At 46.6% G+C, this 12,508-nt stretch carries 10 protein-coding genes and 5 tRNA genes; 1 reads left to right on the top strand and 14 read right to left on the bottom strand.

Going from position 1 to position 12,508, the window contains the following annotated elements:
* Positions 1-16: 16 nt before the first annotated feature.
* From rpoB to IEX60_RS06775, 13 genes are all read right to left on the bottom strand, one after another.
* A complete protein-coding gene (gene rpoB, locus IEX60_RS06715; RefSeq protein ID WP_188748809.1) occupies positions 17-3,826 on the bottom strand; it encodes a DNA-directed RNA polymerase subunit beta in 3,810 nt (1,269 codons plus the stop codon).
* 178 nt (positions 3,827-4,004) lie between these two features.
* Positions 4,005-4,385: a 50S ribosomal protein L7/L12 gene (gene rplL / locus IEX60_RS06720; protein WP_188748812.1), complete on the bottom strand. Its 381-nt coding sequence runs from the start codon at positions 4,383-4,385 to the stop codon at positions 4,005-4,007.
* Positions 4,386-4,459: 74 nt separating this feature from the next.
* Positions 4,460-4,978, bottom strand: coding sequence for a 50S ribosomal protein L10 (gene rplJ / locus IEX60_RS06725; RefSeq protein WP_188748814.1), 519 nt, complete (start codon positions 4,976-4,978; stop codon positions 4,460-4,462).
* A 2-nt stretch (positions 4,979-4,980) separates the two neighbouring features.
* The gene (gene rplA, locus IEX60_RS06730; RefSeq protein ID WP_188748816.1) at positions 4,981-5,679 is read right to left on the bottom strand and encodes a 50S ribosomal protein L1; all 699 of its coding nucleotides are present in this window, start codon (positions 5,677-5,679) and stop codon (positions 4,981-4,983) included.
* 22 nt (positions 5,680-5,701) lie between these two features.
* The gene (gene rplK / locus IEX60_RS06735; RefSeq protein ID WP_188748818.1) at positions 5,702-6,145 is read right to left on the bottom strand and encodes a 50S ribosomal protein L11; all 444 of its coding nucleotides are present in this window, start codon (positions 6,143-6,145) and stop codon (positions 5,702-5,704) included.
* Positions 6,146-6,299: 154 nt separating this feature from the next.
* Entirely contained in the window at positions 6,300-6,845 is a 546-nt protein-coding gene (nusG, locus tag IEX60_RS06740) for a transcription termination/antitermination protein NusG (protein WP_090627530.1), read from the bottom strand.
* 17 nt (positions 6,846-6,862) lie between these two features.
* Positions 6,863-7,057 (bottom strand): preprotein translocase subunit SecE, encoded by a 195-nt coding sequence (secE, locus tag IEX60_RS06745; protein ID WP_188748821.1) that lies wholly within the window; start codon positions 7,055-7,057, stop codon positions 6,863-6,865.
* A 17-nt stretch (positions 7,058-7,074) separates the two neighbouring features.
* Positions 7,075-7,145: transfer RNA gene (locus IEX60_RS06750), tRNA-Trp, on the bottom strand.
* 87 nt (positions 7,146-7,232) lie between these two features.
* Positions 7,233-8,420, bottom strand: coding sequence for an elongation factor Tu (gene tuf / locus IEX60_RS06755; RefSeq protein WP_188748823.1), 1,188 nt, complete (start codon positions 8,418-8,420; stop codon positions 7,233-7,235).
* Between the two features lie 64 nt (positions 8,421-8,484).
* Positions 8,485-8,556 (bottom strand) — tRNA-Thr (locus tag IEX60_RS06760).
* Positions 8,557-8,628: 72 nt separating this feature from the next.
* Positions 8,629-8,701, bottom strand: a tRNA-Gly gene (locus IEX60_RS06765).
* A 121-nt stretch (positions 8,702-8,822) separates the two neighbouring features.
* Positions 8,823-8,903, bottom strand: a tRNA-Tyr gene (locus IEX60_RS06770).
* A gap of 8 nt (positions 8,904-8,911) precedes the next feature.
* Positions 8,912-8,984 (bottom strand) — tRNA-Thr (locus tag IEX60_RS06775).
* Between the two features lie 208 nt (positions 8,985-9,192).
* Between IEX60_RS06775 and IEX60_RS06780 the strand changes: the two genes are divergently transcribed.
* Positions 9,193-10,347 (top strand): BamA/TamA family outer membrane protein, encoded by a 1,155-nt coding sequence (locus IEX60_RS06780; RefSeq protein ID WP_188748825.1) that lies wholly within the window; start codon positions 9,193-9,195, stop codon positions 10,345-10,347.
* Here the strand turns inward: IEX60_RS06780 and IEX60_RS06785 are convergent, their stop codons facing one another.
* A complete protein-coding gene (locus IEX60_RS06785) occupies positions 10,348-11,772 on the bottom strand; it encodes a hypothetical protein (RefSeq protein ID WP_188748827.1) in 1,425 nt (474 codons plus the stop codon). It lies immediately after the preceding gene.
* Positions 11,773-12,508: the final 736 nt, after the last annotated feature.

Raw genomic sequence — 12,508 nt, forward strand, 5'->3', positions numbered from 1 at the left:
AACGCGATATGCTCAATTAATCCAGCGTGATATCCAATCCTAAGCCACGCAGCTCGTGTACGAGTACGTTAAAGGATTCGGGCACCGATGGAGTCGGCAGGTTATTGCCTTTGACAATGGACTCATACGTTTTGGCCCTACCTACCACGTCGTCAGACTTGACGGTCAAGATTTCCTGCAGGATGTTCGAAGCACCGAATGCTTCCAGTGCCCACACTTCCATCTCACCGAAACGCTGTCCACCGAACTGTGCCTTACCACCGAGCGGCTGCTGTGTGATGAGTGAGTACGGTCCGATCGAACGGGCGTGCATCTTGTCGTCCACCATGTGGCCGAGTTTCAGCATGTAAATCACACCCACCGTAGTCGGTTGGTCGAAACGCTCTCCGGTCAATCCGTTGTAGAGGTAGGTACGGCCTGATTCAGGCAAACCAGCCTTGGCAACCCATCCTTCCACCTCTTCGGTTGAGGCACCGTCAAAAATCGGCGTTGCAAATTTCACTCCGAGTTTCTGTCCGGCCCAGCCCAATACCGTCTCATAAATCTGACCCAGGTTCATCCGTGAAGGTACACCCAATGGGTTCAAGACGATGTCTACCGGTGTTCCGTCTTCCAGGAACGGCATATCCTCGTCACGTACAATCCGTGCGACGATCCCTTTGTTACCGTGACGGCCGGCCATCTTATCCCCCACTTTCAGCTTGCGCTTCTTCGCGATGAATACTTTGGCCATCTGTACAATACCCGAAGGCAGCTCATCACCCACGCTGATTGCGAACTTATCCCGCTTATAAGCCCCCAGTTCTTCGTTCAACTTGATGTTGTAGAAGTGCAGGGCCTGCTTGATCAGTTCATTCTTATCGTCGTCTGTGGTCCATCCCGTCGGATTGATGTTGTTATACTCAAGGTCGGACAGAATCTTCTGCGTAAATTTCGCTCCTTTCGGAACCAGCAACTCCTTATACACATTATAGACACCCTGGGAAGTCTTACCATTTACGATGGTAAACAATTTATCTACCAGTTTATCTTTTAACGTTTTCAACGCCTTGGCATGTTGGGTATCCAACTGATCGAGTGCTTTCTTCTCTTCCTCTTTCGCCATCTTTTTCGCCCGCGAAAACAGTTTGGTATCAATCACCACACCGTTAATGGAAGGCGGTGTCTTCAGCGAGGCATCTTTTACGTCGCCCGCCTTGTCGCCAAAAATGGCACGAAGGAGCTTTTCTTCCGGCGACGGATCCGATTCACCTTTCGGGGTAATCTTACCGATCAGGATATCACCCTCACGGACTTCAGCGCCGATCCGGATGATACCATTTTCATCCAGGTCTTTGGTCGCTTCCTCCGATACGTTCGGTATATCTGCGGTCAATTCCTCTTCACCGCGTTTGGTATCGCGGACTTCCAATTCAAACTCCTCAATATGCAGGGAAGTAAAGATATCCTGACTTACCACACGTTCGGAAATCACGATCGCGTCCTCAAAGTTGAATCCTTGCCATGGCATGAATGCAACTTTCAGGTTCCGTCCCAAGGCCAGCTCGCCATTCTGGGTTGCATAACCTTCACAAAGAACCTGACCTTTTTCAACCTTCTGGCCTTTTTTCACAATCGGCTTCAGGTTAATACAGGTGCTTTGGTTCGTTTTCTTGAACTTAATGAGTTTATACGTCTTGATGTCGTCGTCAAACGATACGAGCCTGTCGTCTTCACTCCGGTCGTAACGGATTTTGATTTCGTTTGCATCGACATATTCAACCACGCCGTCGGCTTCCGCATTGATCAAGGTACGCGAATCGCGGGCTACACGCCCTTCCAGTCCAGTACCCACCACGGGTGCCTCAGGGCGCAGCAACGGCACTGCCTGGCGTTGCATGTTCGATCCCATCAGCGCACGGTTCGCATCGTCGTGTTCCAGGAATGGAATCAGCGAAGCTGCGATGGAAGTGATCTGGTTGGGCGCGATGTCCATCAAATCCAACTTTTCCGGCTCGATTACCGGGAAGTCACCCTCATACCGGGCTTTCACTCTCGGAGTAATGAAATTACCTTTATCGTCGTATTCCGCATTAGCCTGCGCAATCGTCTTGCCATCCTCATCTTCCGCAGAAAGGTAAATCACCGGCTCTTCAACGACAACCCTTCCTTCTTCTACCCTCCGGTATGGCGTCTCGATAAATCCGAGGTTGTTGATCTTAGCATGTACGCAAAGTGACGAAATCAATCCGATATTCGGTCCTTCCGGCGTTTCGATGGTACATAACCTACCATAGTGCGTATAGTGCACGTCGCGTACTTCAAAGCCTGCGCGCTCACGTGACAGACCACCCGGCCCGAGGGCAGACAACCTACGCTTGTGTGTAATTTCAGCCAGCGGGTTGGTTTGGTCCATGAACTGAGATAACTGGTTGGTGCCGAAAAACGAATTGATTACGGACGACAACGTCCGTGCATTAATCAGATCAGTCGGTGTAAACACTTCGTTATCGCGGATGTTCATACGCTCACGGATGGTACGTGCCATACGTGATAACCCTACGCCAAACTGTGAATACAGTTGCTCGCCTACGGTACGTACACGGCGATTAGACAGGTGGTCAATATCATCAACCTCCGCTTTCGAGTTGATCAGGTTGATCAAATACTTCACGATTGCGATGATATCCTCCCGGGTAAGCACCTTGGTTTCTTCCGGTGTATCCAACTGCAATTTACGGTTAATGCGGTACCGTCCGACATCCCCCAAATCATACCGCTTGTCCGAAAAGAACAGGCGTTCGATGATACCACGGGCCGTTTCCTCGTCGGGTGGTTCCGCATTGCGCAGTTGCCGATAGATGTGCTCTACCGCTTCTTTCTCCGAGTTGGACGTATCCTTCTGCAGTGTGTTGTAAATGATGGAATAATCCGCTGCATTAGCGGTATCTTCCTTCGTCAGGATGATCGATTTCACACCGGCATCGATAATGAGATCGATGTGCTCGTCTTCCAGGATCGTTTCGCGTTCCAAGATGACCTCGTTTCGGTCGATGGATACCACCTCACCCGTGTCTTCGTCTACGAAGTCCTCGATCCACTTCTTCAACACCCTTGCCGCCAGTTTGCGGCCTACATATTTCTTGAGTCCGGATTTGCTCACCTTCACTTCATCGGCCAGTTCGAACAATTCCAAAATGTCTTTGTCTGAATCGTAGCCAATTGCACGCAAAAGTGTCGTTACCGGAAACTTCTTTTTACGGTCTATATATGCATACATGACGTTATTCACGTCTGTAGCAAATTCAATCCAGGAACCTTTGAACGGGATTACCCGGGCCGAATAGAGCTTGGTGCCATTGGTGTGACGGCTTTGACCGAAAAACACACCCGGTGAACGGTGCAACTGCGATACAATCACACGCTCGGCACCGTTTATGACAAAAGTACCCTTCGGGGTCATGTAGGGAATGGTTCCCAAATACACATCCTGGACGATGGTTTCGAAATCTTCATGTTCCTCGTCGTTGCACGACAAGCGGAGTTTCGCCTTGAGTGGGACACTGTAAGTCAACCCACGCTCGATACACTCCTGAATACCATAACGCGGCGGATCAATGAAATAATCCAAAAACTCAAGCACGAAAATGTTCCGTGAATCGGAAATGGGAAAGTTTTCGGAGAAAACCTTAAACAGCCCTTCTTGGTGGCGGTTGTCTGAAGTTGTTTCAAGCTGAAAAAACTCCCTGAAAGATTCCAATTGCACATCCAGAAAATCGGGATAGTCAATCACCTTTTTACTGCTTGCAAAATTTACTCTTTCGTTTTGAATACTTTTGTTTGCCAAGGGAATAAGAATTTAGTTTAACTATTTAAACTGTTTCGTTGCTGCTTTTTTTACCGTTGTCCGGCATCCAGATACAGCGCTGGAATTATCGATTAGGTGGAAAAGTCATAAATAGGAATAGACTCTGACGAAATTCACGTCAGAGTCTAACCCATTCAGGTACGTTGTATGATCTGAATTAGTTGATCTCAACAACAGCTCCTGCTTCTTCAAGTTGCTTTTTCAAAGCTTCAGCTTCGTCTTTAGCAACACCGGTTTTCAATTCTTTCGGTGCGCCGTCAACCAAATCTTTTGCTTCTTTCAGGCCAAGACCTGTCAAATCTTTAACCAATTTAACAACAGCCAATTTCTGACCGCCAGCTTCTTTCAGGATTACGTCGAAAGAAGTTTTTTCTTCAGTAGCGGCAGGTGCATCGCCACCTGCAGCAGGACCAGCAACAGCAACTGCAGCAGCAGCAGGCTCGATGCCATACTCATCCTTCAAGATTTGAGCTAACTCGTTAACTTCTTTTACTGTCAAGTTTACCAACTGCTCAGCAAACGCTTTTAAATCTGCCATTTTATTTTAAATTATTGAATTTACTTTTTTACTATTTTGTTAACAATCCGTAGGGTATTTTGATTGAGGAACCCTTAGCCTCTTTCTTGTAAAGTTTTGACCAATCCTGCCAACGTGTTTCCGCCTGACTGAAGCGCAGAAAGCACGTTTTTGGCCGGAGACTGCAACAAGCCGATGATATCACCGATCAACTCATTCTTCGATTTGAGTTTGCTCAATGCATCCACTTGATTATCTCCGATGAACACTGCTGCATCAATATAGGCTCCCTTCAGCAGGGGCTTGTCGCCGTCTTTTCGAAGTTCCTTTATCAATTTTGCAGGTGCGTTGCCGGTTTCGGAAAAAAGCAGGGTAGAAGAACCCTTTAACACGCCTGATAACTCCTCCGAATCTACTCCAGCTTCCACAAGCGCCTTCTTGATCAAGGTATTTTTCACTACCTGCATGGCAATACCGCTGTCGAAACATTTGCGGCGGATGCCATTGATTTTAGCCACGGTCAAATCAGCAGTATCGGTAATATAAAAATTCCCGTACGATTTAATCTGTTCAGCTAAAGCTTTAACAATTTCTTGCTTTTCTTCTCTTTTCATGATTAAATTCCTGCTACTGATTTAGTTTCAACCTGAATACCCGGGCTCATGGTAGAAGAGATGTAAATACTTTTGAAATACGTTCCCTTTGCCGCTGAAGGCTTTAACTTGGAAATTGTCTGCAATACTTCCAGGGCGTTTTCGTAAATCTTATCGGGTGAAAAAGATACTTTGCCTATGGAAGTATGGATAATTCCAGTTTTGTCTACCTTGAAATCAATTTTACCTGCTTTGACGTCGGCAACCGCTTTACCCACATCGGTTGTTACCGTGCCGGTTTTTGGATTAGGCATCAAGTTACGCGGCCCAAGGATACGGCCCAATTTACCTACTTTAGCCATTACGCTGGGCATGGTAATGATGATGTCAACATCGGTCCATCCGCCTTCAATCTTGCTGATATAGTCGTCCAGTCCCACATGATCTGCTCCCGCAGCTTTCGCTTCTTCCTCCTTGTCGGGGGTACAAAGCACCAGCACGCGGACGGTTTTACCCGTACCATGTGGCAATGTCGCGATACCACGTACCATCTGATTGGCTTTACGGGGATCTACGCCCAGGCGTACATCAATATCCACCGAAGCATCAAATTTGGCAGCGGTAATATCTTTCACCAGGGCCGAAGCCTCCTGCAAAGAATATGCTTTACCAACTTCAATCTTGGATAGTGCCGCTTTCTGATTTTTCGTTAATCTTGCCACTTTCTTAAACTGATTTCGTTAATTAATTGTTCCAGGGCGCATTACCATTCACCGTAATTCCCATACTACGCGCCGTCCCAGCTACCATGCGCATGGCCGAATCCAGTGTAAATGCGTTCAAATCAGACATTTTATCCTTTGCTATGGCTTCCACTTGATCCCAAGTGACCGAACCAACCTTTTTACGGTTAGGCTCGCCAGAGCCCCCTTTCACGCCTGTTGCCTCAAGTAATTGAATAGCAACCGGAGGGGTTTTAATGATGAAATCGAATGACTTGTCGCTATACACCGTGATGACAACGGGCAATACCTTACCGGGCTTGTCTTGGGTGCGTGCATTGAACTGCTTGCAAAATTCCATGATATTCACCCCCTTGGCACCCAAAGCGGGACCTACTGGAGGCGAAGGATTTGCAGCGCCGCCCTTCACTTGTAATTTTACTAACGCACTGACTTCTTTTGCCATTTCTCGATGTAAATTTAATTAATAAATGTTTGTTAGTAAGTTGGAAGCATTTAACGTAACATTTAGATTTTGAAGCGCTTACCGCTTAATTGCACAGGCACCCCAAAATGGAGTGCAAAGGTACAAAAAAATTCTATATAAAAAGCAATACTGCTTATTCTTTTTCTACTTGAATGTAATTCAGCTCCAAAGGGGTCTTTCGGCCAAACACCTTAACCATTACCTTCAGCTTCTTCTTCTCTTCGTTTACCTCTTCAATTTCTCCTGTAAATCCATTGAAGGGACCATCGTTCACTTTGACGAGCTCTCCCACATAAAAAGGCACATTCATCAGCTCGCCTTGTTCAGACATCTCGTCTACTTTACCCAGAATCCGGTTGATTTCGGCGGGTCTTAACGGAATAGGGGTGCCGTCTTTATCGCCCAAAAAGCCGACAACGCTATTGATGTTCTTGATCACGTGCTCCAGTTCCCCATCCAACGCTGCCTCCAACAATACATATCCCGGATAGAAATTACGCTCTTTAGCCACCTTCTTTCCGTCCCGCATCTGGTAATATTTCTCCATTGGGATCAACACTTGTGGGACCAAGTGATTGATTCCCATGCGGTTTATTTCTGCCTCTATGTATTGCTTTACCTTTTTTTCTTTACCACTCACGGCCCGTACAACATACCATTTCAGTGCTTGATCTGCCATTTCTTCTTCCCCAACAATTAAGACCTAATATTATAAAACAACTCCAGCACATTGCTCGACGCCTTATCCATAGCAAAAATAACCAGCGCAATAAGAATTGACGCCACTAACACCACCACAGCCGAGCTTTGCAGTTGGGACCAAGTAGGCCAGGTGACTTTCTGGCTCATTTCTGTATAGGAGTCTTTTATAAATTCGAGTACGCTTGCCATGTTCTGTTAATCATTTGCACGGGCACCAGGATTCGAACCCAGATCAAAGGTTTTGGAGACCTCTATTCTACCATTGAACTATGCCCGTGTGTGTCTTCGTTTATTAGACACGATTAGCTAATCAGCTCAAGTACTGATTAGCTAATCGGTTGGAATATCCAATCCAGGAACTGGTTTATTTGATGATTTCAGTCACCTGTCCAGCACCCACAGTCCGGCCACCTTCACGGATAGCGAAACGAAGGCCTTTTTCCATGGCGATCGCATTGATCAACTTCACAGTGATCGTTACGTTATCACCCGGCATTACCATTTCCACTCCGTCAGGAAGTGCAATCTCTCCGGTTACGTCTGTGGTACGGAAATAGAACTGCGGACGGTATTTGTTAAAAAACGGCGTGTGACGGCCACCTTCAGCTTTTGACAACACGTAAACTTCTGCTTTGAACTCAGTATGCGGAGTTACCGAACCAGGTTTGCAGATTACCATACCACGGCGGATATCGGTTTTCTCAATACCACGCAGCAAAAGACCTACGTTATCACCCGCTTCACCGTAGTCCAGGATTTTGCGGAACATTTCCACACCTGTTACCGTTGATTTCAGGTTTTCAGCACCCATGCCCAGGATCTCAACCGGATCACCGGTATTAATCACACCACGCTCAATACGTCCAGTAGCCACGGTACCACGTCCCGTGATCGAGAATACGTCTTCGATCGGCATCAGGAAAGGAAGATCAGTCAACCGCGGAGGAATCGGAATGTAGTTATCTACAGCGTCCATTAACTCCATGATTTTGTCAACCCACTGCGGCTCACCGTTCAGTCCACCCAGTGCAGAACCACGGATTACAGGGATATCATCACCCGGGTATTCGTAGAATGACAACAACTCGCGGATTTCCATTTCTACCAAATCCAGCAATTCAGGATCGTCTACCAAATCCACTTTGTTCATGAACACAACCAATGCAGGTACACCAACCTGACGAGCCAACAGAATGTGCTCACGGGTTTGAGGCATTGGACCGTCGGTAGCAGCTACAACGATGATCGCACCGTCCATTTGGGCAGCACCTGTAACCATGTTTTTCACATAGTCGGCGTGACCCGGGCAGTCAACGTGTGCATAGTGACGGTTGGCTGTTTGATATTCAACGTGCGATGTATTGATTGTAATACCGCGTTCCTTTTCTTCAGGAGCAGAGTCGATGGAATCGAAAGAGCGAGCTTCAGAAAGGCCTTTATCTGCCAATACTTTTGTGATAGCGGCGGTAGTGGTTGTCTTACCGTGGTCAACGTGACCGATCGTACCAATGTTTAAGTGCGGCTTACTGCGGTCAAATTTCTCTTTTGCCATGTTTTATGCGAATTAGTAATTTAAAATTTTAATGTATGATGTTAACTATTATGTTACTCTTACGAGCCAATGATGGGACTTGAACCCATGACCTCTTCCTTACCAAGGAAGTGCTCTACCGCTGAGCTACATCGGCTTTTTTGTTTACAATCAAACCCTGCCAATCTACCAACCCATTGGCTTGACAGGGATCGTGTTTACATTTATGAGCGGAAGACGGGTCTCGAACCCGCAACCTATAGCTTGGAAGGCTATCGCTCTACCAATTGAGCTACTTCCGCTTTTGTGCCTTATTTCCTGTCGAGCCTTTCCGGCACGTTGGGTCTCGAACCTGCAACCTGTAGCTTGGTTCCGCCAGCTGGCGGACTACCAATTGAGCTACTTCCGCTTATTAATATTGTGTGGGGGGAGAAGGATTCGAACCTTCGAAGCCGAAGCAACGGATTTACAGTCCGTCCCATTTGACCGCTCTGGAATCCCCCCATTTTTTGAGCCCCCTGCCGGGATCGAACCAGCGACCTACTGATTACAAGTCAGTTGCTCTACCAGCTGAGCTAAGGAGGCAAAAATGTTTCAGCGACCCACTGATTACCTACCAGTTTCCGCCAATTAACAGGCGGACTAAGGAAGCAAAATCTTCAAAAAACACCCCTTTTCCGTTAGGGACTGCAAAGATATACAAACTTGCATTAATACAAAAATAATTTACAAAAATATAACCGGGGCTGTCGGTTATCTGTTTATCCGTATCTTCGCCGCAGAAAACGGTGCTATGGAAATGGTTAGACGTTACGTATTTTGCTTACTCATCGGGATTACTGCGATTCCTGCTTTGGCACAGGAAAAACAGCGTATTTGGGAACATAAACTCATCAAGCGGTTTATCTCTCCGGAGAAAGACAGTACTCGTTCAGCCGGGTTTATCGTTGTGCCCGCACTGGGTTATGCGCAGGAGACCGGATTGGAGTTTGGCTTGGCAGGGGTATATAATTTTTACCTCAACAAGACGGATACCACCATCCGGACATCCAATGTCACATTCATCGGCACATTTACCACCGAACGGCAAACCAACCTCAAATTGGAATCGGATATATGGACCACCGGTAACAAGTATCACTACACCACGGAAATCCGTTTCCGGAATTTCCCCTTCAATTTCTATGGAATCGGCAACCAGACACGGGAACAGGATGAAGATGTTCTGCTGATGCAGTTGATCCGCCTCCGCTTTGAAGGCGAACGCAGACTGGCTCCCAGCTACTATGCCGGATTGAACCTTACTTATGAGCGTTTTGCTTTTTCTGACCGCGAAAGCGGTGGAATATTCGGGCTTACCCCTCCTTACGGACGGGCGGGTGGTGGCCATTTTTTGATCGGGATTTCCCAACTTTATGATACCCGAGACGCCAATACCTATACCACACGGGGATATTACGCACGTGCCAAATATGCCTATTCGCCTGGATTCGGCGGCGGTAGCCGTTTTCAGGGAAGCACCATTGACCTTGACCTACGGGCCTTTTTTTCCTTATCCCACCAGTTGACATTAGGATTCAATGGCCACTACAAGACATCAACAGGCCCGCATATCCCCTTCTATGTATACCGTGAATTGGGAGGTGATATGATGATGCGCGGCTACTATTCCGGCAGGTATCGCGACCGGAGCCTGATAGCCGCCCAAAGCGAACTCCGATATCGCTTCCATCCCCGGGTGGGTATTGCTGCCTTTATGGGTACAGGTTCTACTTACCACGATGGCTGGCGGAATGCGCGTCTGGTGCCTTCTTATGGCGGCGGTGTCCGGTATTTCTTTGATCTAGAACACAACAGTAGCGTCCGTTTCGATTATGGCATTGGGGAGCAACGCCCCGGGGAAAAACGCCAGGGCGGATTTTATTTATCATTAAGTGAGGCTTTTTAATTAAAAGTCATGCTCAATGGTCTCATCCCAATCCGGATCGATCCCAATGGAAAAACGATCAAGATCCGCTAACAGTCGTCCACTGAATCGAAGCTGCACGTTATTCCGGATGCGTTCGCTTAAGATCACTGTATTCAGCTTCTTTCCATCCCTTCCATAAGCCGTTAGCTCGTAACTGAGGTACTGCAAATCATCCGGTATCCCTAGAAATTGATGAAACCTCAGTTGATAATCTTCTGCTGCTACGAGCTCGTCAAACGTAAGGGTATGAAGGTCCGCTATCGGCACTTCAGCCGGATTACCGTATGGCGTATACAGGTAGTTGTCATGCTGGCGGGTTACATCGATTTTCTTTACTTCCGCTAGGTCTGTCCACAAATCCGTAAAATTGAACGTAACCAGGCTAAAGCATCGTGTCAGCACTGCAGGTTCGGTTACATCGGTAGCCCCCACTTCAAAATGCTGTTTTAATAACGCGTAGGTGACAGCCTGGTAATCGTTAAAATCCTGCCCGAAGTAAAACTCATTTGCGTTGGTAAGGTCTTCCGGCAGCAGTATACTCCCATTGGATCGATAAGCCAAGAACAACACGTCATAGGTACCCGGAGATAATTTGATTTTCAAGAGTCCGCCCGCCGCTAATTTGTCCAGCGCCAGCTCCTCCTGTGCTACCACATTGCCATCAGAAGAAGAAAATACATAATAACGCAATGTACTGGGCATTGATAGATCGGTTTCCTCTTCTCCTTCACCGTTGTAAACACCGGAAAGACGGATGTTGTCAAAACGAACTGCACCACTGCTTTCCTTGTAGTCGCCCGCTCCGTCACGGCTGCCCGGCAAAAAATCGAATTTTAGCCTTACTGTCTTTACACCGATAAACTGTGGATATATACTAACATCGATGTCATAGGAATTTCGGGATTGCGGCCCCATATTTTCAAATTGATTTCCTTCTTTTAACACCTCATAACTCAGGCCTCCATCAATGGAATAAGATAGTAGAAAATCTTTAGGTCCCGTATCCGAGCTACTTATATCAAAGGCAAGATTTCCAAGCGACTCAACCCCCTCCATGGCTAATGTGATTATCAATGATTTTACTGCCGTCAAACTCATGGATTGTCCCGCATCGTATCCGTCTCCAGAAAACCCAGAAAAAAACTTGGGACCAACCGCGCTGGCCTCAAATGTAATCCCCGCCCCTTCCGCATCCACTGCGATGTCTGGCTCCAAATTTTCATCGTTAAATGACCAATAATACAGGTATTGGGGTTCAGGGCCTGGCACCAGGTTATGCAGCGCCTGTATTCGGGCATTTTTGAAGCCCATAAGGTTGTTGACATCGTGACGGGACAAAGGAGTAACTTCAGATTCGAAGCCCGATAGCCTAAATGTGACGCTGCGCATATCGTCCTTCTCCAATGGCGGTATCGGGATATCCCGTTGACAACAAGTTAGTAAGAAGAATCCTGGAAAACAAACTCGGTAAAAGGTTTTTTTAAAAGATCTCATCGTTATATTGAATTAGTGAATCCATATGAAGAGAATCCTACCTCCTTGGGTTGACCAATGTCTACAACTACATAATCCCTATTGCCAGTTTAGGAAGCCGGAATTTAAGTCTCGTGTCTAAGAATCTGTAAATCAAAAATAATCTATTTTTTTAAATCACCCTCATTACAAGCGGAATGTGAAGAAATCTTTACAACACCAGCAAGACGAATTAACCATTAAAACAATTGATCAATCCGTAGTTATCAAGCTGAATAAGAAAGAAACAATTAGCAGTATTTCAATAACTAACAAAAAGTCCTAAATTTGCTGATAATCCTATTCAGCCTCTTCCGTCATAAAATCTTTTTACGACCCATTGGTCTGGCAGTCAACATCAGACGGACACGGACAAGATCAAGCAGGTACCTTTGCCATACCTTCTTCGGGATGAGTCCACGGTGAGTCCACAGTAAGTCCACGGTGAGTCCAAGTTTTTATAGTAAAACCCGGACTCACGGTAAACCCATACCATTTTCTATTTTGTTTTACAGCGAAGAAAGTACGAATAAGGTATAGACAGGCTACCTACCTTACCTAGAGGATGGGATAGGCAGTATGTTAACAGGAAGATAGCGGGGATTCGTTTGCTGTAAAATTACAAATT

It is taken from the genome of Parapedobacter defluvii (genome assembly GCF_014642075.1).
Lineage (GTDB): Bacteria > Bacteroidota > Bacteroidia > Sphingobacteriales > Sphingobacteriaceae > Parapedobacter > Parapedobacter defluvii.

Bases quoted from the DNA above. Each gene is read 5' to 3' on its own strand.
- nusG (WP_090627530.1), bottom strand. From the start codon at position 6,845: ATGGCAGATCAAGCACTGAAATGGTATGTTGTACGGGCCGTGAGTGGT.
- IEX60_RS06780 (WP_188748825.1), top strand. From the start codon at position 9,193: ATGGAAATGGTTAGACGTTACGTATTTTGCTTACTCATCGGGATTACT.
- tuf (WP_188748823.1), bottom strand. From the start codon at position 8,420: ATGGCAAAAGAGAAATTTGACCGCAGTAAGCCGCACTTAAACATTGGT.
- rplK (WP_188748818.1), bottom strand. From the start codon at position 6,145: ATGGCAAAAGAAGTCAGTGCGTTAGTAAAATTACAAGTGAAGGGCGGC.
- secE (WP_188748821.1), bottom strand. From the start codon at position 7,057: ATGGCAAGCGTACTCGAATTTATAAAAGACTCCTATACAGAAATGAGC.
- rplJ (WP_188748814.1), bottom strand. From the start codon at position 4,978: ATGAAAAGAGAAGAAAAGCAAGAAATTGTTAAAGCTTTAGCTGAACAG.
- rplL (WP_188748812.1), bottom strand. From the start codon at position 4,385: ATGGCAGATTTAAAAGCGTTTGCTGAGCAGTTGGTAAACTTGACAGTA.